This is a genomic window from Streptomyces sp. NPDC090083 (genome assembly GCF_044747445.1).
Classification (GTDB): Bacteria; Actinomycetota; Actinomycetes; order Streptomycetales; family Streptomycetaceae; genus Streptomyces.
The window spans coordinates 588,965-613,044 of sequence record NZ_JBIVED010000001.1; the positions used below are offsets into that span (position 1 = coordinate 588,965).

The 24,080-nt window shown below is 69.8% G+C and carries 18 protein-coding genes and 2 pseudogenes; 12 read left to right on the top strand and 8 right to left on the bottom strand.

Annotated elements, in window-relative coordinates:
• Positions 1 to 59 precede the first annotated feature (59 nt).
• Positions 60 to 2,042 (top strand): pyruvate dehydrogenase complex E1 component subunit beta, encoded by a 1,983-nt coding sequence (locus ACIPTO_RS02425; protein ID WP_401188794.1) that lies wholly within the window; start codon positions 60 to 62, stop codon positions 2,040 to 2,042.
• 62 nt (positions 2,043 to 2,104) lie between these two features.
• Here ACIPTO_RS02425 and ACIPTO_RS02430 read toward each other — a convergent pair whose 3' ends face one another.
• Positions 2,105 to 3,154, bottom strand: coding sequence for a cyclase family protein (locus ACIPTO_RS02430; protein WP_366311613.1), 1,050 nt, complete (start codon positions 3,152 to 3,154; stop codon positions 2,105 to 2,107).
• A 156-nt stretch (positions 3,155 to 3,310) separates the two neighbouring features.
• Here ACIPTO_RS02430 and ACIPTO_RS02435 point away from each other — a divergent pair, with 156 nt between their 5' ends.
• The gene (locus ACIPTO_RS02435) at positions 3,311 to 3,709 is read left to right on the top strand and encodes a nuclear transport factor 2 family protein (protein ID WP_366311615.1); all 399 of its coding nucleotides are present in this window, start codon (positions 3,311 to 3,313) and stop codon (positions 3,707 to 3,709) included.
• Positions 3,710 to 3,782: 73 nt separating this feature from the next.
• Positions 3,783 to 4,181 (top strand): nuclear transport factor 2 family protein, encoded by a 399-nt coding sequence (locus tag ACIPTO_RS02440; RefSeq protein ID WP_401188798.1) that lies wholly within the window; start codon positions 3,783 to 3,785, stop codon positions 4,179 to 4,181.
• 61 nt (positions 4,182 to 4,242) lie between these two features.
• Here the strand turns inward: ACIPTO_RS02440 and ACIPTO_RS02445 are convergent, their stop codons facing one another.
• Positions 4,243 to 5,871, bottom strand: a complete 1,629-nt coding sequence (locus ACIPTO_RS02445; RefSeq protein WP_401188800.1) for a flavin-containing monooxygenase — start codon at positions 5,869 to 5,871, stop codon at positions 4,243 to 4,245.
• 245 nt (positions 5,872 to 6,116) lie between these two features.
• Here ACIPTO_RS02445 and ACIPTO_RS02450 point away from each other — a divergent pair, with 245 nt between their 5' ends.
• From ACIPTO_RS02450 to ACIPTO_RS02475, 6 genes are all read left to right on the top strand, one after another.
• Positions 6,117 to 6,512 (top strand): carboxymuconolactone decarboxylase family protein, encoded by a 396-nt coding sequence (locus ACIPTO_RS02450; protein ID WP_401188803.1) that lies wholly within the window; start codon positions 6,117 to 6,119, stop codon positions 6,510 to 6,512.
• Positions 6,513 to 6,568: 56 nt separating this feature from the next.
• Complete coding sequence (locus tag ACIPTO_RS02455; protein ID WP_401188806.1) at positions 6,569 to 7,309, top strand: SDR family NAD(P)-dependent oxidoreductase; 741 nt, start codon at positions 6,569 to 6,571, stop codon at positions 7,307 to 7,309.
• A 44-nt stretch (positions 7,310 to 7,353) separates the two neighbouring features.
• Positions 7,354 to 8,595, top strand: a complete 1,242-nt coding sequence (locus ACIPTO_RS02460; RefSeq protein WP_401188809.1) for an NAD(P)/FAD-dependent oxidoreductase — start codon at positions 7,354 to 7,356, stop codon at positions 8,593 to 8,595.
• A 28-nt stretch (positions 8,596 to 8,623) separates the two neighbouring features.
• The gene (locus ACIPTO_RS02465) at positions 8,624 to 8,818 is read left to right on the top strand and encodes a ferredoxin (RefSeq protein ID WP_401188812.1); all 195 of its coding nucleotides are present in this window, start codon (positions 8,624 to 8,626) and stop codon (positions 8,816 to 8,818) included.
• 64 nt (positions 8,819 to 8,882) lie between these two features.
• Positions 8,883 to 10,124 (top strand): cytochrome P450, encoded by a 1,242-nt coding sequence (locus ACIPTO_RS02470; protein WP_401188815.1) that lies wholly within the window; start codon positions 8,883 to 8,885, stop codon positions 10,122 to 10,124.
• A 38-nt stretch (positions 10,125 to 10,162) separates the two neighbouring features.
• Positions 10,163 to 11,080 (top strand): SDR family NAD(P)-dependent oxidoreductase, encoded by a 918-nt coding sequence (locus ACIPTO_RS02475; protein ID WP_401188817.1) that lies wholly within the window; start codon positions 10,163 to 10,165, stop codon positions 11,078 to 11,080.
• An 87-nt stretch (positions 11,081 to 11,167) separates the two neighbouring features.
• On the opposite strand, the gene ACIPTO_RS02480 is transcribed toward ACIPTO_RS02475, so the two are convergent.
• From ACIPTO_RS02480 to ACIPTO_RS02495, 4 genes are all read right to left on the bottom strand, one after another.
• On the bottom strand, positions 11,168 to 11,893 hold the full coding sequence (locus ACIPTO_RS02480; RefSeq protein ID WP_366311633.1) for a class I SAM-dependent methyltransferase: 726 nt from the start codon (positions 11,891 to 11,893) through the stop codon (positions 11,168 to 11,170).
• 186 nt (positions 11,894 to 12,079) lie between these two features.
• Positions 12,080 to 14,542, bottom strand: a complete 2,463-nt coding sequence (locus ACIPTO_RS02485) for a SpoIIE family protein phosphatase (protein ID WP_401188821.1) — start codon at positions 14,540 to 14,542, stop codon at positions 12,080 to 12,082.
• 138 nt (positions 14,543 to 14,680) lie between these two features.
• The gene (locus tag ACIPTO_RS02490) at positions 14,681 to 17,071 is read right to left on the bottom strand and encodes an MFS transporter (RefSeq protein ID WP_401188824.1); all 2,391 of its coding nucleotides are present in this window, start codon (positions 17,069 to 17,071) and stop codon (positions 14,681 to 14,683) included.
• Positions 17,072 to 17,254: 183 nt separating this feature from the next.
• Positions 17,255 to 17,698, bottom strand: a complete 444-nt coding sequence (locus ACIPTO_RS02495; RefSeq protein WP_366311639.1) for an SRPBCC family protein — start codon at positions 17,696 to 17,698, stop codon at positions 17,255 to 17,257.
• 167 nt (positions 17,699 to 17,865) lie between these two features.
• Between ACIPTO_RS02495 and ACIPTO_RS02500 the strand changes: the two are divergent.
• Positions 17,866 to 18,099 (top strand): annotated as a pseudogene (locus tag ACIPTO_RS02500) (radical SAM protein); the annotation flags it as partial.
• A 35-nt stretch (positions 18,100 to 18,134) separates the two neighbouring features.
• On the top strand, positions 18,135 to 18,341 hold the full coding sequence (locus tag ACIPTO_RS02505) for a hypothetical protein (protein ID WP_401188827.1): 207 nt from the start codon (positions 18,135 to 18,137) through the stop codon (positions 18,339 to 18,341).
• A 523-nt stretch (positions 18,342 to 18,864) separates the two neighbouring features.
• Here the strand turns inward: ACIPTO_RS02505 and ACIPTO_RS02510 are convergent.
• Entirely contained in the window at positions 18,865 to 19,839 is a 975-nt protein-coding gene (locus tag ACIPTO_RS02510) for a hypothetical protein (protein ID WP_401188830.1), read from the bottom strand.
• 230 nt (positions 19,840 to 20,069) lie between these two features.
• On the opposite strand from ACIPTO_RS02510, the pseudogene ACIPTO_RS02515 reads away from it, so the two are divergent.
• Positions 20,070 to 20,648, top strand: a pseudogene (locus tag ACIPTO_RS02515) (transposase).
• A 101-nt stretch (positions 20,649 to 20,749) separates the two neighbouring features.
• On the opposite strand, the gene ACIPTO_RS02520 reads toward ACIPTO_RS02515, so the two are convergent.
• Entirely contained in the window at positions 20,750 to 23,728 is a 2,979-nt protein-coding gene (locus ACIPTO_RS02520; RefSeq protein WP_401188832.1) for a hypothetical protein, read from the bottom strand.
• Positions 23,729 to 24,080: the final 352 nt, after the last annotated feature.

Consider the following 24,080-nt stretch of genomic DNA (forward strand, 5'->3'; position numbering starts at 1 on the left):
AGTCCCGGGGACGTCGCTCTAGTTTGCTAGACCAAACGGTACATTAAAGCGAGGACCGTATGACTCAGGCATCGCATCACACCGGCACAGGCTCCGCACAGACGGACCGGCTCCTGGAGATGTACCGGCGGATGCGCCGTATCCGCCGCTTCGAGGAACGGGCGTCCGACCTGTACAGGGCGACGGAGATCCCGGGCTTCCTGCATCTGTCGATCGGGCAGGAGGCGAGCGCCGTCGGCGCCTGCTGGCCGCTGGGCCCGCGGGACGGCATCACCTCCACCCACCGCGGCCACGGCCACGTCCTGGCCAAGGGCCTGGACTCGGCGTCGATGATGGCCGAGCTGATGGGCAAGGAGGCGGGCACCTGCCACGGCCGCGGCGGCTCGATGCACATCGCGGATCCCGGTCTCGGCATCTACGGCGCGAACGGCATCGTCGGCGCCGGGCTCCCGATCGCCGCCGGGGTCGCGACCGCCGCGAAACTGCGGGCGGCCGGTGATGTGGTGGTGGCGTTCTTCGGGGACGGGGCGGTGGCCCAGGGCATGTTCCACGAGGCCGTGAACCTGGCCGCCGTATGGGATCTGCCGGTCGTCTTCCTCTGCGAGAACAACCACTACTCCGAGTTCTCCCCGGAGGCCGAGCAGCACCGGGCCCCGCTCTCCGCGCGGGCCGCCGGGTACGGCGTCGAGTACCAGCACGTGGACGGCAACGACGTGCTGGCCGTGGCGCAGACCATGACCGGGATCGTCGCGCGGCTGCGCGCGGGCGGCGGGCCGGTGCTGCTGGAGGCGGAGACGTACCGCTGGCACGGCCACTACGAGGGCGACCCCGAGCGCTACCGCCCCGCCGAGGAGGTCGCCGCCGCGAAGGAGCGCGACCCCCTGCTGGTGGCCCGCCGCCAGTTGGACGCGGCGGCGGCCGACGCGGTGGACGAGGAGATCGACAAGGAGATCGAGGCGGCCGTCGACTGGGCGAGGAGCCTGCCGGAACCCGCCCCGGAGACCCTGCACGACCACGTCTCCGCGCCCCGCCTCCCGGTCCCCGAACCGGCCCCGCTGCCGGCCGACGCCGAGATCTTCCGGTCCATGGACGCCGTACGACTGGCCCTGGAGCACGAACTCGCCGCCGATCCGGCGGTGTTCGTCGCCGGGATCGACGTCGGCGCGGGCGGCAACGTCTTCGGGCTGACCCGCGGACTCGCGCAGGCCTTCCCGGGCCGGGTGCGGGACACCCCGATCAGCGAGAGCGCGGTCGTCGGTACGGCGGTGGGAGCGGCCATGGCCGGCATGAAGCCGGTGGTCGAGATCATGTACATGGACTTCATCGGCGTCTGCCTCGACATGCTGCTCAACCAGGCCGCCAAACTCCGCTTCATGACCGGCGGCCGGGCCTCCATGCCGCTGGTCGTCCGCACCCAGTTCGGCGCCGGCCGCTCCTCGGGCAGCCAGCACTCGCAGAGCCTGGAGGCGATCCTCGCCCACATCCCCGGACTGACCGTGGTGATGCCCTCCGACCCGGCCGACACCTATGGCCTGCTGCGCGCCGCGATCCAGGACCCCAACCCGGTGGTCTTCGTGGAGAACCGGCTCCAGTACGGCCTCAAGGGCCCGAGGCCGCCGGCCGACCACCTGATCCCGCTCGGCAGGGCCAAGGTCGTCCGCGAGGGCACCGACGTCACCCTGGTCTCCTGGTCGCGGATGGTCCAGGACGCCCTGGCCGCGGCCGAGTCGCTCGCCGGGGAGGGCATCAGCGTCGAGGTGATCGACCTGCGGACGATCGCCCCGCTGGACCGCGAGACCGTCCTCGCGTCCCTCGCCAAGACCAACCGCCTGGTCATCGCGCACGAGGCGGTACGCGACTTCGGCGTCGGCGCCGAACTCGCCGCACTCGCCGTCGACGAGGGGTTCTGGCACCTGGACGCCCCGGTCACCCGGGTGGCACCGCCGCCGGTCCCGGCGCCGTACACGCCCTCGCTGGAGCGGGTGTGGCTGCCGTCGCGGGACACGATCGCGCAGACGCTGCGGCGGATCGCCGCGGTCTGAGCGGGCGCACGGGAAAGCCCCCGGGGTCGGAACCCGGGGGCTTTCGCGCGGACCGTGAGCCGTCAGACGGTCGCGACCGGCGTGAGCGGACTGCCCTGTGTCCCCGGCAGGTTGAGCGGGGGCGCGGTGAGGAGGAAGCGGCTGCGGCCGTGCTCGCGCAGCCAGGCCGCCAGCTTCTCCAGGTACCACAACTCGCCGAGCGGGACGCCCAGTCTGAAGAGGCAGAGGTTGTGGATCGGGAGCAGCGAGTGCGGGGTGTTGTCCTCGGGGCCGACGCCCACGCCCTCGACGGCGTAGTTGTCCGAGATCAGCGCGGAGATCTGCGACTCGGCGATCCACTCCAGGAGCGCCGGGTCGAACGCGTCGAGGTAGGAGGCCGTGGTGTGGATGCCCACCGGGTCCGGGTTCTTGCCCCAGGCCATCACCGCGGTGTCGAACCCGGTGTGCAGGAGGAGCATGTCACCGGGTTCGACGACGATGTCGTCCGCCGCCATGATCTCGCGCAGCGTCTTCAGGTCGACCGGCTGCCAGGCGTTGCCCAGGTGGTGGGCCAGGTCGATCAGGACGCCCCGGCCCTGGACCCCGTGCTCCGCCATGTGCTCCAGGCCGAGGTGGCGGGCGAAGCCGAGGCTGCCGCTGCCGTCGCCCTTGGCGTCCTCCTGCGGTCCGACGATGTCGGTGTCGGCGCGGAACCCGTTGTAGTAGACGGCCTCGGCGACGCCGTCGCCGTCGGCGTCGAACTCCTGGCCCTGGTGGGCGAGCGCGTCCCACTGCGTCGAGTACTGCAGCCAGAGGGTCACCACGTCGTCGGACCACACGTCGTTGAGGTGCGGCGAGAAGTGCTCCCGGCCCCGGATGTTGTAGAAGACGTCCTGCTTGTGTTCGAGGTCCTCGGTGGGCCGCAGGATCGGGGGGTAGCGCCGCTGGTTCAGCTCGCTCCCGCCCGGATAGTCGAGCGGCAGACTCAGGCTGAAGCTGATCCCGTGCTCGATCTCGCGGACCCCCTGGAGGACCTTCTCGGGGGTGAGCAGGTTGATACGGCCCAGCTCGTCGTCCTCGCCCCAATCGCCCCACGTGGAGCCCGGCGGACGCTGCTTCCAACGCTTCGTCATGATCACGCCTCCTTCGGCGACAGTCCCCGTTGACCGGCCGCCCGCATGTTATTTGGGATTGTACCGATCGGTCAACGAATCCTACCCGCACCCCTCCCTTTATCTTCGACTCATCAATAGACTGAGTGGTCGAAACACCCGACCTTGGAGCGAAGAATGAGCGAATCCACACAGGCGTGGGTCGTGGCGGGCGTACGGGCCGTGCTCGGCGCGCACACCCAGGCCCAGGACGCCGGCCGCACCGACGACGTCGCCGCGCAGTACGCGCCCGACGGCGTCCTGGAGATCCCGGGCATGGACCCGGTCGTGGGGCGCGACGCGATCCGCGCGGCCTTCAAGGGCTGGGAACCGGTCCTGCCGCAGCTGCACCTGGTCACCAACACCGTCGTGACGTCCACCGGCGAGGACGAGGCCCGGGCCCTGAGCGACGTGGTCTTCCTCCAGCGCGGCGACGCGGGCTGGGCGGTGGGCGTGGTCGGGCACTACGACGACACGCTGCGCCACGAGGACGGCACCTGGCTGCTGCAGCGCAGGAAGACCACGTACCAGGCATAACTGCCGCGGGCCACACCCGCGTTGCCCCTTCCCGACAGTCCTTCCCGATCTTCCTTCCCGACTCTGGAGTGAGATGACCACCACGATCGACGCGTCCGTCACGGCGGCCGTTCAGACCGCCATCGCCGCCTACGCCCAAGCCCTGGACGCCGGACGGGCCGACGACATCGCCGACCTGTACACGGCCGACGGCGTCGCCGAGATAGTCGGCATGGCCACGTTCGAGGGCCGCGAGGCGATCCGGCAGGGCTTCGGCGGATTCACGCCCCAGGCACCGCAGTTGCACCTGATCGCCAACACCGTCGTCACCTCGGCGACCGAGGACGAGGCGACGGCCACCAGCAACCTGGCGTTCTTCGCACGCGGCGAGTCCGGCTGGAGCGTCCAGATGGTCGGGCGCTACGACGACGTGCTGCGCCGCGAGGACGGCGTCTGGCGCTTCCGGCGCCGGGTGACGACCTTCGCGGAGTAGCGCGCGGGCACCTGGAACGCCCGTGCCGCCCACGTCCGGGGCGGCACGGGCGTCCGGGCGTTCAGGCGTCCGGCGCCTCGGCCTTGGAGAGGACGAACGTCGGGAACTCGTCCTCCTTCAGGGCGTTGATCGCCTCCAGGAGCGCCCACCGGCCCGTCGGGTTGAGCAGTTGCTTCACCGGCTTGCCGGGGATGTTGCCGCCGTAGAAGTAGCTGCTCTCCAGGAAGGAGGACATCGTGCTGTTGTTCATGCTGTCCGTCCACTCCCGCTCGGCGGCCTCGGTCACCTCGATGACGTCGTAGCCGCGGTCGCGGGTGTGGACGAGGGCGTCGGTGACGATCTCGACCTGGTCGCCCGCGTAGCGCGGGTTGTTGCCGGTGGCGCCGTGCGGGCCGCCGGGGAAGAAGAAGTTGGGGAAGCCGGCGGTGGCGACACCGAGGTAGGTGCGCGGGCCGTCCGCCCAGTACTCCTTGAGCGGAAGGCCCTGACGGCCCCGCACACCGAGGCGGTTGAGGGCGCCGGTGCCGAAGTCGTAGCCGGTGGCCCAGACGATGACGTCGAACTCCTCGACACCGTCGGCGGTTTCGATGCCGTCCTCGGTGATGCGGGTGATCGGCGTCGTGTTGATGTCGACGAGGGAGACGTTCGGCTTGTTGTACGTCTCGTAGTAGCCGGTGCCGAAGGGCGGACGGCGACCGCCGTAGCCGTGCCCCTTCGGGATCAGCTTGTCCGCGGTCTCCGGGTCCTTGACGATGCCGCGGATCTTGTCGGCCATGAACGCGCACCACTCGGCGTTGACGGTCTCGTTGGACAGCATGTCCATGTAGTGCTCGGTCAGCTTGGTGAAGCCGGGGCCGTTCCACCGCTCCTCGTAGAACGCCTGGCGGTCCTCCGGGCTGTCGTCGAGGCCGGAGCGCATGACGATCTGGTGCAGGAAGCCGCTCGGCGAGGTGTTCAGCGTCTCGCGGATGGACTCGAAGTTCGCCTTCAACTCGGCCTGCTCCTCGGGCGTGATGGGCCCGTTGTTGAGCGGCGTGAGCCAGTCGGCGTCCTTCTGATACACCGTCAGTCGTGCTACGTCGTCGGCGATGGCGGAGATGATCTGCACCCCGCTGGAGCCGGTGCCGATCTGGGCCACCCGCTTGCCGGTGAAGTCGACGGGTGTCTTCGGCCAGCGCGCGGTGTGGTGCTGCGCGCCGCGGAAGTCGTCGCGTCCCGGGATGTTCGGGATGAAGGGCACCGAGAGGTTGCCGGTGGCCGCGACGACGTAGCGGGCCCGGACCTCGGTGCCGTCACTGCCCCGGACGGTCCAGGTGCCGGAGGGCTCGTCGAAGACGGCCGAGGTGACCTTGACGCCGGTGCGGATGTCGCGCCGCAGGTCGAAGCGGTCGACGACGTGGTTGAAGTAGCGCTCGATCTCGGGCTGGCCCGCGTACCGCTCCGACCACTCCCACCCCTCCCACAGCTCCTTCGAGAACAGGTAGCCGTAGGTGTAGCTCTCCGAGTCGAAGCGCGCCCCGGGGTAGCGGTTCCAGTACCAGGTGCCGCCCACGCCGGTGCCCGCTTCGAGGAGGCGCACCGAGAACCCGGCCTCGCGGGCCGTGTACAGCTGGTAGATCCCCGTGACGCCCGCGCCGACCACCAGCACGTCGACCCGGTCCCGGGCCGCCGGGTTCGAAGCTTCGCTCATTTGCCCTCCAAGGCGACTGGGGCTGCGGCTCGCACATGACCCTGGTTTGATAGTTCGACCAGTCGGTCGAATATTCAGACCGAGCGTAGATGAGGGTCCTGCCCCGATCAATGGCGAGGACGGAGAGAGCCCGGACCAGCCATATCCGTAACAGGCATTGATTGTACCGACCGTTTGATCTAACTTTCGTTCGGGACGAATGCAATCGCAGGAACCGAGAGTCGTGCGGGAACCGGGAGTCGGGCATGAGCGCCGAAGACGTCAAGGAAACCAGCGATCTGCGCGTCGCGGGACTGAAAGCCCTGCGAGCCGCGCTGCCCGGGGTGGTCCCCGCGGAGGGTGATCTCGACATGCGGGACGGCAAGCTCGGCGAGGACCTCGTCGAGATCGGACTGTCCACCGTGTGGGGCGCGCTGTGGGGCCGCGAGGGCCTCGCCCCGCGCGACCGCAGCCTGGTCACCCTCGGCATCCTCATCGCGCTCGGCGCCGAGACCGAGCTGAAGACCCACGTCCGGGTCGCCCTCACCAACGGTGTGACCAGGGACGAGCTGGCCGAGGTCCTCTACCACGCCGCCGGGTACACCGGCTTCCCCCGGGCCGTCGCCGCCCGCGCCGCGGCCCGCGAGGCCCTGGGCGAATAGCAGAACCACGGGTGCCCGGTTCTCCGGCACCGCGCACGAACGCAAGAGGAGCGCACATGTCACTTCACGGGAAGGTCGCCGTCGTCACCGGCGGCGGCCGGGGCATCGGCCAGGCGATCGCCAAGGTGCTCGCGGCCAGGGGAGCCGCGGTCGCGGTGTGGGACCTGAACAGCGAGGGCGCCGAGAAGACCGCGGCGGCCATCCAGGAGTCCGGCGGTACGGCGCTCGCCGTCTCCGGCGACGCGGCCGAGGCCGGGGCCGTGGCCCGGGCCGCCGCCCGCACCCGCGAGGAGCTCGGCCCGGTCACGATCCTCGTCAACAACGCGGGCATCACGGCCTACGAACCGTTCACGAGCATCTCCGAGGCGTCCTGGGACCGGATGATCGGGATCAACCTCAAAGGCCCGTTCCTCGTGACCAAGGAACTGGTGCCCGACATGGTCGGGGCCGGCTGGGGCCGGATCGTCAACATCTCCTCGTCCTCCGCGCAGACCGGCGCGCCCGCCATGGCCCACTACGCGTCCTCCAAGGGCGGTGTCATCGCCCTCACCCGCGCACTGGCGGTCGAGTACATCGGCCAGGGCATCACCGTGAACCACGTGCCGCCCGGCTTCATCGACACCCCCCTGGTCCGCGAGGGGCCGGTCGACGTGGAGGCCGCCGCCGCCACCATGCCGATGAAGCGGGCCGGCGAGCCGGAGGACATCGCCTACGCGGTGGCGTACCTGGCCTCCGAGGAAGCGGCCTACGTCACCGGCCAGACCCTCAGCGTCAACGGCGGGCGCTATCTGGCGTGAACGCCCGCACCGACCATCGCACCGACGCCGCAACGGAGCAGAACATGAGCATCGAGGACGACACCGGGGCCGTGGCCCACGTGCTGGTGGTGGGCGCCTCCGCGTCCGGGCTGACCACGGTGGAGGCCCTCCGGCGCAAGGGGTACCCGGGCCGCATCACGGTGCTCGGCGCCGAGCCGCACGCGCCCTACGACCGGCCGCCCCTCTCCAAGCAGATCCTCTCCGGCTCCTGGGAGCCGGACCGTGCCGCGCTGCGCACCGAGGAGATGCTGTCCGGTCTCGGCACCGCGTTCATGCTCGGCGATCCGGCCGTCGCCCTGGACCCCGCGACCCGGACCGTGCGCACCGGGTCCGGACGCGCGCTGAGCGCCGACGCGATCGTGATCGCCACCGGTGTACGGCCCCGACTGCTGCCCGGCCAGGGCGAGTTGGCCGGTGTGCATGTGCTGCGCACCCTCGACGACGCGCTCGCCCTGCGCGCGGATCTGCTCGCCGGGTCACGTCTGGTGGTCGTCGGCGAAGGCGTTCTGGGCTCCGAGATCGCCGCCACCGCGCGGACGCTGGGCCTGGACGTCACTCTCGCGGGCCCGCTGACGGGACCGCTGGCCCTCCAGGTGGGCCCGCTGGTGTCGGGGCTGCTGGCGGAGCTGCACTCCGAACAGGGCGTGCGACTCCGGCTCGGCAAGGGGGTCGTGGGGCTGACCGGTGAGCAGGGCCGGATCTCCGGCGTCGAGTTGAGCACCGGCGAGGTGCTGCCCGCCGATGTGGTCGTGGTCGCCATCGGAGCGAGCCCGGCGACGGAGTGGCTGGCCGACAGCGGACTCGAACTCGACAACGGCGTGGTGTGCGACTCCCGTTGCCGGGCCGCGCCGGGGATCTACGCCGTCGGTGACGTGGCCCGCTGGCACCACGAACGGCTCGGCCGGCTGATCCGGCTGGAGAACCGCACCAACGCCACCGAGCAGGCCATGGCGGTCGCCGGGGCGATCCTCGGCGACGACCGGGCGTACGAGCCGGTGCCGTACTTCTGGACGGACCAGTTCGACGCCAAGCTCCAGGTGCACGGCTTCCTGCCGGCCGATGCCGAAGTGGACATCGTGGACGGGGAGTTGGCGGCCCGCCGGTTCGTCGCGCGGTACCGCAGCGGCGGCCGGGTCACCGGGATCCTCGGCTGGAACATGCCCAAGCAGGCCAGACAGCGCCGCCAGGAGATCGTCGACGCGCTCCCCTCCCCCGCGCCCTCCCCGTCCCCTGCGCCCTCCCCGTCCCCCGCTCCCGCCCACTGAACGACCCGGAACGATCAGGAGAGTTGCCATGAAGGTTGTCGTCGACGAGGACAAATGCGTCGCCGCCGGGCAGTGCGTCGCCGCCGCCATGGACGTCTTCGACCAGCGCGACGAGGACGGCATCGTCGTCCTGCTGGACGAGAACCCGTCGGCCGAACTGGCCGACGACGTGCGGAACGCCGCGGCGGTGTGCCCCGCGCTGGCGATCCGCATCGAGGAATGACCGCCGCCCTCCTCCCACATCGCCCTCACCGCCCTTCCCCCCACCCTCATCTGGAGGAACGACCATGTCCGAGGCCGAGACGGAACTCGCCGCCCCTGACGCGGAACTCTTCGACTACCCGGGCGCACGCGACCGCACCTGCCCGTTCGCCCCGCCCGCCGGACTGCGCGACCTGAACGCGACGGCGCCCGTGTCCCGGGGCCGGATCTGGGACGGCAGCACCCCGTGGCTGGTGACCGGGCATGCCGCGCAGCGCGTCATCCTGTCCGACCCGCGGGTCAGCTCCGACGACAAGCAGCCCGGGTTCCCGTACCCGAACCAGGCGATGGCGGAGAACGCTCCCCACCACCCGCTGACCATCTTCAACGCCGACGGCGCCGACCACACGCGGATCCGCCGCATGATGACGGCTCCGTTCACGCGCAACCGGATGGAGAAGCTGCGGCCGGAGATCCAGAGGTTCACCGACGAGCTGATCGACCGGATGCTCGCGGGCCCCAACCCGGCGGACCTGAACACCGCCCTGTCGCTGCCCCTGCCCTCGCTGATGATCTGCGCGCTGCTCGGAGTGCCGTACGAGGACCACGAGTTCTTCCAGGAGCACGCCTCGCTGGCCACCCGCAGCGACAAGACCGCCGAGCAGGACCGGGCGGCGAACCAGGCCCTGGGCGGCTATCTGGCCGGGCTGCTGCAGAAGCGGATGGAGCAGCCCAGCGACGACGTCATCTCGGACTTCGCCGGGCGGATCAAGGCGGGCGAGGTCACCCTGCCCGAGGCCGTCATGCTCTGCATGATCCTGCTGATCGCCGGCCACGAGACCAGCGCCAGCATGATCACCCTGGGCACCGCCCTGCTCCTGCGGAACCCCGAGCAACTGGCCCTGCTGCGCGGGACGGACGACCCCAAGGTCGTCGCGAACGCCGTCGAGGAGATCCTGCGCTATCTGACGATCCCGGCGCTCGGGCAGCGGCGGATCGCCGCCGAGGACATCGAGATCGAGGGCGTCACCATCAGGGCGGGCGAGGGCATCGTCGTCGCCCTGCCCGCGGGCAACTGGGACCCGGCGGCCTTCCCCGAGCCGGAGCGGTTCGACATCTCCCGCGAGGCGCGGCACCACCACGCCTTCGCCTGGGGCATCCACCAGTGCCTCGGCCAGCAGCTCGCCCGCATCGAACTCCAGGTCGTCTACGGCACGTTGTACCGCCGTGTGCCGACCCTCCGACTCGCCGTCGGTTTCGACGAGTTGAGGTTCCGCCGCGACGACGCGCTCGCCTACGGGCTGCACGAGCTGCCGGTCGCCTGGTAGCCACCCACGCTGTCACCCGCACACAACTGGAGTCACCCATGAGCGAGTTCGGCTTCGAAGGACGCGTCGCCGTCGTCACCGGCGCGGGCCGCGGCCTCGGCCGCGCCTACGCCCGCCTGCTGGCGGAGCGCGGGGCGAAGGTTGTCGTCAACGACCTGGGCGGGTCGATGGAGGGCGAGGGCTCCGACGCCGGACCCGCGCAGAAGGTCGTCGACCAGATCGTCGCGGCCGGCGGTGAGGCCGTCGCCGACACCCACGACGTGTCCACCCAGGCGGGCGGTGAGGCCATCATCGCGACCGCGACAGAGACCTTCGGCCGGATCGACGTCCTCGTCAACAACGCCGGGATCATCCGGTACGCGGGCCTGCCGGAGATCGAACTCGACAACCTGGAGAGGCACCTGGCCGTCCATCTGCTCGGCTCGTTCACCACGATGCGGGCCGCCTGGCCGCACTTCGTGGAGCAGGGCTACGGCCGGGTCGTCCTGACCACGTCCAGCGGCATGTTCGGCATGGACAACAACCTCTCGTACGCCGCCGCGAAGGCCGGCACGGTCGGCATGGCCCGCAGCGCGAAGCTGGCCGGCGAGCCGCACAACATCAAGGTCAACCTGATCGCACCGGCCGCGATGACCCGGATGGGCGGCGGCCCCGAGGAGGAGCCCGCCGAGACCGCGGAGGGCATGCCGTACATGCCGTCCGCGGCCGTCGCGCCGATGGTGGCCTATCTCGCGCACGAGGACTGCCCGGTGAGCGGGGAGATCTACACGGCCGGCGCGGGCCGGTTCGCGCGGGTCTTCCTGGCCTCCACGGAGGGGTACGCGCACGAGGGGGGCGACGCGTCGGTCGAGGACGTGGCGAAGAACTGGGACGCGATCAACGACGAGAAGGGCTACTACGTGCCCGCGGACCTGATGGCGTGGTCCGGCTCGTTCCTCAAGCACCAGTTCGGCTAGGGCGGGCAGAGGGAGGCGGTGAGCCGCCCCGTCTCCCCCCGTCTCTTCCCCGCCTTCTCCCGCCTTCTCCACGCGCCTTCTGTCGCCTCAGGTCGCGCGGCTCGCGATGTGCCATTTCGACGGCAGTTCGATGCGTGCGCCGTCCGGCCGGAACTCGGTGGTGAGGAGGGGGAGTTCACCGCTCGCGAGGACGGTGAGACCGGCCGCGCGCAGGTGCTCGGGCACCGCCTCGTCGGCGACCTCGCCGGGCGCTATGCCGTGACGGAGGACCGGAGCGAGTTTCGGCGGCGGTCCTGTCGGGTCCTGGGCCAGTGCGCCGAGCAGCGGGCGGGCGGCCTCGGCGAGTTCGACGAGGAAGACATGGCCGCGCTCCCCCACCAGCGCGGCGACTCCGTCGACCAGCGGCTGCCGGTCCTCGGGGTCGGTCTGGTGCAGGACGCCCCTCATGTAGACGTTGGCGTCGCCGAGTTCGGCGTGCAGCGCCTCGATGTCGGTCTTGTCGGTGGCGTCCAGCACCCGGTACGTGGCCTGTCCGGCCGGGTCGGCCTGCCGGGCGTGGTCGACGGCCGCGGCGGACAGGTCGGCGCCGAGGACATGGGTGAACCGGTCGGCGAGGAAGCGGGTCTGGGTGCCGTTGCCGCAGCCGAGGTCGATCATCTGCAGGCCGGGGTCGCGCAACTTCGGTTCGAACAGGGCGAGATGGAGCCCCACCGTCTGCGCCGGGGCCGCGTCCCAGAAGACGGCCCCCTGTCCGTCGGGCGCCTCGCGCCAGAAACCTTCCCAGGCCTCCCGGTACCGACTCGACACGCTCATGCCCAACTCCCCAGGATGCGAGGCCGTTTCCGCCATAAGTGACGGGCGAGTACGGTCTATCGCGCCCCGGTCCCGCTCACAAGCGCACGGCGCATACCTTCACCCCACATTCGATCTGTGTACGCCGGTGTGCGCCGGGGCCGGAGAGGGAGAGAAGGGGTCGGTTCCCTCCCGGTGAACCGCGGTTCAGCGGCGGGGCAGGGTGAGTTCGAACCAGACGGTCTTGCCCGTGGCCGTGCGGCTCGCGCCCCATTCGCGGGCGAGGACGCCGACGATGTGCAGACCGCGGCCGAACTCGGCGTCGGGTCCCGCCGCGAGCAGGGACGGCAGGGTGGGGTCGTCGTCGTCCACCTCGCACAGCAGGGTGTCGCCGCGCACCAGGCGCAGGGTGATCCCGCGGCCACGGGAGTGCCGTACGGCGTTGGTGACCAGTTCGCCCGCCAACAGGGCGGTGGTGTCGGCGAGTCGGGCGAGGCCCCACGCGTGGAGCTGTTCGCCGACGGCCGCGCGGGCACGGGCCGCCTCGACCGGGTCGAGGGTGAGCCGCCACTCGGCGACGTCGTCCGGCTCGATGCCGTTGAGCCGGGCCATCAGGAGGGCGACGTCGTCCTTGCGGCCGCCGCGGGTGTTGAGGGAGCGGATGATCGTGTCGCACGCGTCGTCCATGGACGCGGCCGGATGCGCGGCCGACTCGGACAGCGTCGCGAGGCCTACGCCGATGTCCTCGCCGCGCACCTCGACGAGACCGTCGGTGCACATCACGAGCCGGTCGCCGGGCTCCACGCGGACCCGGATCGCCTCGAAGGGCACCCCTCCGACGCCGATGGGCGCGCCCGTGGGCAGGTCGAGCAGCTCGCTGCGGCCGTCCCCGGCGTGCACAATCACCGGCGGGATGTGGCCCGCGTTGGCGAGGTGGAGTTCGCCGGCGATCGGGTCGTAGACGACGTAGAGGCAGGTCGCGAGGTACGAGTCGCCGAGGCGCTGGGCCAGGTCGTCGAGGTTGCGCAGGAGTTGGGCGGGCGGGAGGTCCATGGCGGCCATGGTCTGCACGGCGGTGCGCAACTGGCCCATCATCGCCGCCGAGTTGAGGCCGTGGCCCATGACGTCGCCGACGACGAGCGCGGTGCGGGCGCCGGGGAGTTTCACCGAGTCGAACCAGTCGCCGCCGACCCGGCCGAGCAGGGTGCCCGGCAGATAGCGGGTGGCGATGTCGCAGCCCGCCATGCGCGGCGGGATGTGCGGCAGCATGCTGTCCTGGAGGGTCTCGGCGACGGACTCCTGGTAGGTGTACATGCGTGCGTTGTCGAGCACGAGGCCCGCGCGGGCGGCGAGTTCGGCGCCGGTGACGCGGTCCATGTCGTTGAACTCGACGCGCTCGGGGTGACGCAGCAGGATCATGAAGCCGAGGACGACGTTCCGGGCCTTGAGCGGGACGACGAGCATGGAGCGCCCGGTGATCAGCGGCCGGATGTCGCGCTTCTCGAACTGCGAGGCGATCATGTGCCCCATCTGTTCGCTGATGCGCGGCACGAGGACGGGGTCGCCGCTGGTCATGCACTGGAAGAACGGGGTGTGCGCGGGGAACGGCATGGCCTCGCCGACGGGGACGACGTCGTCCCAGCGGCCGGGTTCGTCGGTGTGTTCCAGGGCGACCCGGTGCCACATGGTGGTGGTGTCGGGCACGCCGTCCGGGAACCCCTCGCCGGCGACGACCTGTTCGCGGAGGTAGGTGCCCGCGACATCCGTGAACTTGGGGACGACGGCCTTGCTGACCTCGATGATGGTCTGCGCGAGGTCGAGCGAGGTGCCGATGCGTCCGCTGACCTCGTTCAGGAACTCCAACCGCTCGCGTACGGCGACGTATTCGAGGTCCTCGCCCTCGTCCGCGCCGTCGTCCGGGAGCGGACGTCCCTCGGCGGCGGCGAGGGCGGCGCGCTCGCGGCGGGCCCTGCGCTCGGCGCGGCGGGCGACGCCCCAGTCGGGGGTCACCGGCACCCGTTCGTTCTGGCTGAACTCCAGGACGGGATAGCCGAGTTCGAGGACCTGCCCGACGATGCGGGCGCTCTCGCCGACGCTCATGCTGGGCAGGATCTCGGGGAGCCTGCGGGCGAGTTCGTCGGCGCCGGGGAAGTCCGTGTGCAGGGCGAAGCCGGGGGCGATGCGCTCGAAGGCGCCGTCCGTGCCGGGGAGGTCCTCGCGCAGGCCGCCCGCGTCGGCGGCGAGCACGAGGAGCCGCTCCTGTCCAGGGCCGACCAGGGGGTACGCCCACCACAGGACGTCCACGCGGTCGCGCTCGGGCACGGTGAGGCGGGCGCGGCCCGCGGCGGGATAGGACAGGCGTCCGTCGAGCGAGGACTCCAGATCGGGTCCCAGGCCGTCGTAGTGGGCGAACACGCCCTGGGGGCCGGGCTCTTCGTCGTCGGGCAGCGCGCCGGAGACGGGGAGCAGGTCGACCGCCGTCTGGCCGATGGCCTCTTCCTTGGTCACGCCGAAGAGGCGCCGGGCGCCTCGGCTCCAGTGGGAGACGAGTCCGGCGCGGTCGACCAGGACGACGGCCAGCGGGACGCGGCCCGCCGCGGTGTGTCCGAGCACCACGTCGTCTCCGGCCCCGCGGCCGGGAGGTGTCTCCCGCTCGGTGCCACGGTCCATGACCCAGGCCCTCTCTCCCCACGGCTCCGGAAGATCTGTGCCGCCGTCGACCACGCTACGGGGGCGGCCGGTGGCGATGTGTGGCATTCCAGGAATTGGTGCCGACCCGTCGCACCGGCGCGCGCCCCCTCGCGGCGCTCAGTCCTCGTGGCCGAGCTGGAGATCGCGCTCGGTGCGTCCGCCGCCCGCTACTTGCAGCACGGTGGCCACGGGCGGGTACCCGGCGGCGATCACCGTGTACTCGCCGGAGGACAGGTCGACGAACCGGAACGTGCCGTCCGGGCCCGTGGTGAGGGTGTCGACGACGTTGCCCGCCGCGTCGAGGAGCGTGACGCGCGCGTCCTCGACGGGCCGTCCGCCGCTCGCCCTGACGGTGCCGCGCAGCACGGCGCCGCCCGCGAGCTCGACGTCCTGGCGGGTCTCGCGGGAGGCCTGGACGCTGACCGGGAGCGCGGCCGGGCGGAAGGCGGGCGCGCTGGCGGCGAGGGTGTACTCGCCGGCCACCAACTCGCTGATGACATAGCCCCCTTCGCGCCCGCTGCGGGTGCTGGCGACGACCTCGCCGTGCACGTTGGTGAGGGTCACGGCGGCCTCCCGCACCGGGGTGCCGTCGGCGGTCAGCACGCTCCCCGCGAGGCGTCCGGCGCCGCCGAGGACGACGTCGAGCTCGACGGGCCGTTCGCCGACGGTCACGGACACCGCCTGCGGCTGGTGCCCGCCGGCCGCCGCGATCAGGACGTACGACCCGGAGCCGGGCGTCGACAGCGCGTACCGGCCGTCCGGGCCGCTGGCGCCGCGCCCGATCTGCTGTCCGGAGACGTCGATGAGGGTCAGCGCGGCCCGGGGCACCACGGTCCCGTCGGGGTGCTGCACCGTGCCGCAGACCGGGATGCCCGCCGCGTATCCCGAACGGGCCTGCGGGATCGGGGAGTTGTCGAGGGGCGCGGTCTCGGCGGGGGCGTTGTGGGACTCTGCAGCTTTCAACAGGGGGGTCTCCTTGAGGAAGATCGCGATGAGCAGGCCGAGGGCGAGCACCGGCACCAGGTAGAGGAAGATCCGCGGCATGGCGTCGGCGTACGCCCGGATGTAGTCGTCGCGCAGCGCGGGAGGCAGCGTGTGGACGAGCTGCGGGGTGATGGCCTCGGGGTCGGGGAGGCCGCTGCCCGCGGGGATCCGGGCGCGCAGCGCGTCGGTGAGCCGGTCGGCGAACAGGGTGCCGAAGATGGCGGCGCCGACGCTGCCGCCGATCTGCCGGAAGTAGTTGTTGGCGCTGGTGGCGGTGCCGAGGTCGGCGGGGCGTACGGAGTTCTGCACGGCGAGGACGAGGACGGGCATCACCATGCCGATGCCGGCGCCGAGGACGGCCATCCAGACGCTGTACTGCAGCCGGGAGGTGTCGACCTCCAGCCGGGAGAGCAGCCACATGCCGAGGGTGGCGAGGCCGCTGCCGAGGATGGGGTAGATCTTGTACCGGCCGGTGTGGCTGATGAGTTGGCCGGAGATGATGGACGCGCCGACGATGCCGCCCATCATCGGCAGCATCAGGAGTCCCGACTCGGTGGCGCTCGCCCCGTCGACCATCTGCAGGAAGGTCGGCAGGTAGCTGGCCGCCCCGAACAGGGCGACGCCGATCACCAGGCCCACGAGGGCGGAGACGTTGAAGACGGCGTCCTTGAACAGCCGTAGCGGGATGAGGGGTTCGGGCGCGAAGCGTTCGGCGACGAGGAAGAGGACCGCGGCGGCCACCGCTCCGGCGCCGAGTCCGAGGATGACGTGCGAGCCCCACGCGTACTCGGTCCCGCCCCAACTGGTCAGCAGGACCAGGCAGGTCGAGGCGGCGGCGAGGAGCAGCGCGCCGAGGACGTCGAGGCGTGCCCTGACGGTGGGCTTCGGCAGCTTGAGGACGACCGTCACGACGGCGAACGTGACCACGCCGAACGGGACGTTGATGTAGAAGCACCAGCGCCAGGAGAGGTGGTCGGTGAAGTAGCCGCCGAGCAACGGGCCCGCCACGGAGGCGAGTCCGAAGGTGGCGCCGATCAGGCCCATGAACCGGCCGCGCTCACGGGGCGGCACGATGTCCGCGATGATCGCCTGCACGCCGATCATGAGTCCGCCGGCGCCGATGCCCTGCACCGCGCGGAACGCGATGAGCTGGTCCATGGACTGGGCGCGGCCGGAGAGCGCGGAGCCGATGACGAAGACGCCGATCGCGAACTGGAACACGCTCTTGCGGCCGACGAGGTCGCCGAGCTTGCCGTAGACCGGGAGGCCGACCGTGGAGGTGAGGAGGTAGGCGGTGATCGCCCACGACATCTTGTCCAGGCCGTGCAGTTCGCCGACGATCTTCGGGAGCGCGGTGGCGACGATCATCTGGTCGAGGGCGGCCAGCAGCAGCGCGAGCATCAGGCCGAAGAACACCAACCGCACGCGGCGCGGGCCGAGTTCGGCCTTCCCCGCGGGGGCGGGGACCGGTGTCTCGGGGGGTGCGGGGACCCGCTCGTCCTGCACCAGAGTCGTCCCGCCCACGTACCGCTCCCCTCGTCGCACCTGCCGCACAATTCCCGCTTTAGGCGACAACTGCGTGCAAGCGCGACGAGTTACGGCGTACGCCCGGCTCGAACGGAGATCCACTCGAACCGGTGAGGAGTGAGCGCGGGCGTCAACACGCCCTCGGGAGTTGGGCTTTGAGGCCCGCGTCCCGGAGTCGGCCTACTTCTCGACCTCGGCGGCGAGCCGTTCGAGGACGAGGTCGTAGATCCGGCCGAGGCCCTTGGGGGCGAAGGTCCGCTCGAAGAAGCCGCCGATGCCGCCGGCGCCGTTCCACGTGCTGGTCACGACGACGCGGGACGCGCCCTCGCCGGCCGGGGTGACCCGCCAGGTGGTGACCATGGTGGAGTTGCGGTCCTTCTCGACCAGTTCGCCGTCGGTCGGCTCGGTGACCTCCAGGAGGCAGTCGCGGACGCGCTTGCTGGTGGCCTGGAGCTTCCAGTGGACGAGGGTGCCCTCGCCGTCGCCGCCCTCGCGCACCTCGTACTCGCTGAACTGCTCGGGCAGCACCTTCGCGCGCGTGCCGCTGTAGTCGGCGAGGGCGTCGAAGACCGCCTCCGCGTCGGCTGCGACGACTCGCTCGGTAGTCGCCTCGACCTGCGCCATCGGTTTCCTCCAGGACATGAGTTCTCGGGGTGGGGGCAAGCCAACCACCCCGGCCCACGGCCGCCCAAATCGGGGTGCCCGGGGCGACGGAGGGGATCGGGAATGCCCCTTGCACAGCAATTCGAACAAGTGTTTCACTCGATGGGCAGGCCTACCGAGGAGACGTCATGCGCTGGGAGAACCTCACCGCGGAGTCCGGCGGCCACAGCCGGGCGGCCGATGCCGCGCTGTTCAGCGCGGACGCCGTGGTCAGCCGTACCTTCGACACACCCGAGTTCCGCGGGATCACCTTCCACGAGGTGCGGGCCCGCTCGATCATCAACCGGGTGCCGGGGGCCTCCCGCATGCCCTTCGAGTGGACGGTCAACCCGTACCGGGGCTGCACGCACGCGTGCGTGTACTTCCCTGCATGACCCTATTGAGCCCGGGAGGGCCGATGCTCAGCACTCCGAACGCGGACAAGGCCTGGAAAGGCATGACGAGGTCATTCCCGACCCCGGAGGCGCCAGGCAAGTCTGCCGCCCCGAACAAGACGGAGAGGACGGCTTTCGCCGTACTGCTGCATGGACCGGCCGTACGAGCGGGCAGCGCCGACGCGAGTCCGTGGCTACTGCTGCGCGACCGCACCGCCAAGCGCCTGTAACCGACCCACCAGCAGCAGCCACATTCAGGGACGCTCCTCGGAAGTTCAGCCTGAGCCGTTCTTCTGACGGCATATCTATCGGGGCAAGAGCGCCGAGCGACCCAGCCCTCCAACTCTGATTGAGCCGTCGGCGCTCGTCCTGGGCATCTTCGAGTCCCGGTGGCGTCCCTGAGAGGACTTTCTACTGCCACCGGCCGGACACGATAACGACTTTGACCGCCGAAACCCCCAGCAAGACACCGGCGAGACCTGTCCATGTACCAGCCGGGGACACGCATCGGCTTCCGCCAAGGCCCTCCACGGCCTCACACGAGCACGCCTAGTCCCCGACGCGGAACAGCGGCGCGGGAGCGGTCGGCCGGTTCACCACCACTCCCTCGATGCCCCGTCAGAGAGCCGTCGAACAGCGACAGCAGCCAGCCCCAAAGCCCCTGCTCTCGCTCTCTCGACTCAGGGCGGCGCCAACCTGGAAGACCGACACCGGCCTCCGGGGTTCCTGCCTGCAGGAGCAGACAGGCCGTTCTCAGACCTCCCGGGGATCCTGCCGGTCGAGCGCAGCCAGCACGCGAGCCGGATCGTCGATCAGATCGAACAGCCCGCTGGTCCGTCGCGCCCACTGCTCTGGATCCTCTCCCTCCGTAAACGCCGCAGCTGACGCGAACTGGGCCCGGAGGTTGACCGGCAGTCCGCCAGCCAGGGACGCACCGAGCTCTCGGCTCAGGACAGCTCGCGCCGATGGCAGTCGCATAGAACGGGCCGGCGTGCCGGTCGCCGGGACGGCGGTGCCGCTCACGCCCTCAAGAGCCGCAACGGCATCGCGCACCCAGTCGCCATCCCAGGTGCCGGGGAGCGGAACTGCGATCCGCTGAACGCTCGCGATCGCTTCCCTCCCCAGCGCGAGCGAGAGCCCTCCCGGATCCTCGTGGTAGTTGAGGTAGCGGGCGACGTCGACGCCCGGCGGGCAGACCTCGTCGAGCATGACATCGCCGACGAAGTCGCTGGGGTCGACGAGCCACCCCTCCCCCACCACGACGGATGGCTTCAGACGGACCCGGTACAGAGAGAACTGGCTGCGCCGGTCAGCCTGGTCACGCATCCGACGCAGCATGTTGTGGACAGCGGCCTCGTACGTGCCGGCGTGGAGGGCCTTCGCCCGCTGACGCGCGGCCCACGCGGAAACCCGCTGCTCTCCACCCATCCTCCTGCGGGTCTCGGCCGTCAAGCTGGCTGCCGGGTCGAAGTGCCGCGTCGGCCAGTCCGGCTGCGTGCTCGTGTGGTACCACGAGAACTGCGCGACCCTGTCGTCGTCGAGCGCTGGGTCGCCGGAGTCGATCGTCACCCGGGGCGAGTCCTCGTGCTCGCAGGTCATGCCACAGCCGGGGCAGGTCTCCTTCACCTGGTCCCACCATTCGATCCAGTCCAGATCAACGCGCCACCGATGATCGCAGCGCCCACAGAGCATCTGCCGCTCGCGCCAGAAGTCAATCCGCCGTTCCACGGCACCATTCTCCAGAGGCGTCCGACGGAGAACCAGCTTCAGCTGAGTTCTCGAAGCTGCCAGAACTCCGCTTGCGCGGTGTCTGCTTCATCGCGGAGCAGGTCGAGGATCTGCTCCGAGGACCTGCTGGGATCCTCGGAAGGCCGCTCAGCCGCGCGGCAGGCATCGTGGCGCTCCCGCGAAGACCAACTCGGCGTTGACCAGAGACTCGGACATAGCTCAACTGGCAGTTGCATCTGCCCCGGGAGTGGACGGACGCGCCGGACCGCTGCGGCAGAGCCGGAGTCCCGCAGGGCACAAGCCATCAGGAGAAGTGGCGTCTGGCGCTCGGCCTGCTGGACACACTCGCCGGGCGGCAAGTGAAGGCTCCGGTCGTGGTCGCCGACGCCAATTAGGGCGTCGGCACGCCGTTCCGGCTCGGTCTCAAGGAGCGAGCGCTGTCCTTTGTCCTGGCCCTGCAAGGGAAGGAAGTCGCTCATCCGGAAGATGCCGAGCCGCACCAGTCCGCTGATGGGCTTGGGCCGCCCACTCTTCCCCGCTACCGCACCCCGCCGCGAGCCATTTCCACCCTCGCGGCCCAGGCGGGTGCTCAGCGATTCTCCGAGGTGACCTGGCGGCAGGGCAGCAAGGGTGTGATGACCTCACGGTTCATGAAACTGACGGTGCGGCCCACGGGCAAACAGTCCCTGGCCGCCGCTGAGGAAAGGGTTGCAGCTCCCTGGCACGAACTACACCGGGCAGCCCGCTCGGCTTGGCCCGACTTGTACATACCAGCGCGTTGGGATGTCCTCATCGACCAACGATCATGAGCAGGTCGACGACCGCAACGACGTCAAGGGTGATGCCGGAGGATCCACATCCAGCGTCGATCTCGCCAGCAGATCACTCCCCCGGCGACGCCAGCAGCAGATCAGTCCACACCTCGAGCAATCTGCCCATCGGCTTCCAAACCAAATTTATGCAAGCGATCGCCTTCGTCATGACGCCCTAGTTGCTTCAACAGATCCGCCATCTCGTCGATGGCAAACGGTTCTCCCGCCAAGATTGCCGTCCTGTACCAGGAAAGCGCCTCGTCGCCGTTGGCTTGTCGCGCAGTGAGGAATGCCGTGAGATGGAGCGCCGAGGTGTGGCCTTGTCTGGCGAGTTCCTTCGCACGCGATACAGCCTCGTCAACTCGCCCGAGCTGTTCAAAAAGCCCAGCCATGCGCCAGAGAGCCATGGCATGTCCTTGCTCAGCCAAGGAACCCAGCCAACGCAGCGCCTCGTCCTGGCGCCCGGACGCGACCAGCAGGTCAGCGGCGGTGTGAAGCACGGCCACGTCCACACGCCTGTCGGGTTCAAGACACCAGCGCAGCGCGTCGTCAAAATGCTCTGCGCCCATGAGGATGTCCAGATATGCGGCCGAGGCGAATGGCCGACCGGCCGTCGCGAATGGCTCCAACCACATTGCGGCTTCCTCGAGTCCTTCACATTTCACGGCCAGTTGGGCTCCGGGAGCGAAGGCCATATCGTGGCCAGCGTCGGCCGCACGCTTGAAGAACGAGAGCGCCTCGGCCGAACGACCGGCCCGAGCAAGTGTGTTGGCCGTGAGCATCAAGTCGGTGGCACCGTCTTGGGCCAGCTCGTTCAGCCAAGCGAGGGCCCTGTCAGGACCCTCGGTGTTCCACACCATGTCTATGGACCGCCGGATCGCCAGTGCGTCGCCGGAAAGTGCTGCTCGCCGGAAGAACTCGAGTGCCTCTGCTAGGCGGCCGTGCTGCTGAAGCTTCTCACCGGCTTCGCGGGCGGCAGCGGCGTCACCGCGATCGGCGAGTCCGCCGAGCCAGGAGATTGTCTCATCCGTGCCGCGCGAGTCCGCTGTCAACTCGACGACAAAGGAAAGCGCAAGCTCATCTTTGGCTTCGGCCAGCCGTGTCAGCTGATCGACTGCGTCGTCCTTTCGGCCCAAGGCCTCCGACAGGTCGACTAGGTACGCATAGGCTTCCTCGTCCCTGGCCTCGACTGCGCGCTGATACCAGCGCAGGGCTTCCTCGTGTTGCTCGGCCCGTTCCATCACATCGCCCCCGAGCCAGGCAGTGTCCTCGATGCCCGCTGCGTCGGCACGCAAATGGAGCTGGAACGAGCATCGAAAGAGACCGCGGTTTCGGGCTTCCCAAGCCAGGCCGGCAAGATCATTCGCCGCTGCGTGCTCGGGAAGCGCACTCCAGAGCGATGCCGCAGCAGCTGCGGTCGTCCGACTCGCCCGTCCATGGTGGTCAAGATAGTCGGCAAGGCGAAAATGCGGTTCCACGTGGACTGCCTGACCGGGGCGGGGGCGCACCAGGCTGAGGGGACGGGTCGCACCGCGGCAGGGCTGTTGAAGCACAGAGAGGGTTTGCTCGAACCAGCCCTCCCTCAGAGCAGACCATTCGTCATCGGTGAGATAGCCGACGGCAGCCAGTTCCAGCAGCGTACGAGGCAGCGCTCCACTGCATCCGATCCGGCGGGCATCCATTGCTGCATGGATCACGGCCCGCGCGGGGGCCGGAGCAGTCGTATAGCGCTCCATGAGAGCGAAAGCGCCAGAGAGGTACTGGACAATGCGTCCGTCGCCAGCTCGGCGAACTGCCTCTGCCAACCGCCAGTCCTCGTGTGCTGTTCTGCGTGCTTCCAGCAGAGCTGGCTCATCGAACGAACGGGGGACGAGGACACTGTGGCCAGCAAGCAGCATGCGGGCTTCTCGGTGCCCATCCGGTGCGCCCGAATCAGGCGGAAGGGTAAGCCTTTCCCAATGCTCCGGCCACGCTGTTCCCAAAACCACGACCGGCCCCCGGGCGGGATCCTTTAGTAGCTCCCTCAACGCTGTGGCCGCCTTCTCGCCTAGCTGGGGCGACGACAGATAGGGCTCGATTTCGTCGAGCCAGACCACTGTCCGCGGCCCGACGGACAGCACGCCATTGAGGAGAGCCTCCGCTGGGCTTGGAGCAATCGGATACCAGAGTCGCCAGTCGCCCGGTAGCGCCTGGATAGCCTCCCAGCATGCTCGAGTCTTGCCCGTGGAGGATTCGCCAACGAGTACAACCAGAGCGCTCTGTGCGGCGGTGGCTCGTGCGACGAGCTGGCCCACCCGCCTGTCGTGTTCCCGGCTGATGTAGGCCGGCAGCGGGGGCAGCCGATCCCCAGGTTCCCTCTCTTCGGCCTCGATGACATGGTGCACCTCCAAAGCGAACGGATCGGTGAAGTCCCGGATCGGGGAGCCCACCACGGTATGGATGTGCTGTGTGGCGGGATCCGGACGGTCTGTGCAGAACCTCTCTGCCGTCGCCCGCCCGAAGAAGCGGTCAACCAATGCACGTTGCGGGAAGAGGAGGTCCGAGAGCTGCTGCCGGCCCCAGAGTTCAATCTCGAGTGGGTGATAGTCCGTACGCAGTTGATGGAGCCGATCCTCCACCGCAGTGTCACCGGTATAGGCACTGGTGACCAGCACGAAGCGCGTGGCGTCGAAGGGGCGGGTTCCTTCGACATACATCCGAACCGCATCTGAGAGGGCATCGGCGGTGAAATTCTGCCAGCGCTTGGCCTGATAGACGGTCAGGCTGCCATCGACGAAGTACCCCACGACATCGATGCCGTGTTGCTTCTGCCCGTTCCTGCCATACAACCTAGACCGGACCGCACCCTCAACTTCACAGGCCAGCGCCACGATCAGATGCTCGAGGCTCTCCCAAGACAACTGCTCCACCTGAAGGAGCAGCGGGGCTGTCACCGTGAGCGGCGGAGGAAGATCTGGAGGTGCATGCACAAGCCTGTGACCAGCATCGATCTCTTCCCAAAGCTGTTCCACGTCTTCTCCCCCCGGCTCGGCTGCTCGAATCGGCTCGGGAAAAACGTGCTGCGGGTTCGTCGCCATGGGGTCATGATGCATCCAGCCACCGACAATGAGACCAGCTTCACGATCGGACGGCCTGACAGCCCTCGCATGTGAGCCAGTTGAACACGCCGAACTGCGCACTGAGACTAAAGAGACCTGCGCATGTGAACTTTCATCTCAGCCACCGACCTCCAACACCGACAAGCGGGAAAGTGTTGCGGGCCGGTGTCGGGAACGTGCCACATCCGCGAAGCTTCGGGCCGCCATTTGTCACGCATGCACCGCTCGACCAGCACCGGGGCGGCGTCCGCGCGGGTGAAGGCATTCGCTGCGGCCACCCCGCGCGCGAGCCCTGCGCATCGCCCGGAGCCACAGCGGTCACCGCGGTCCC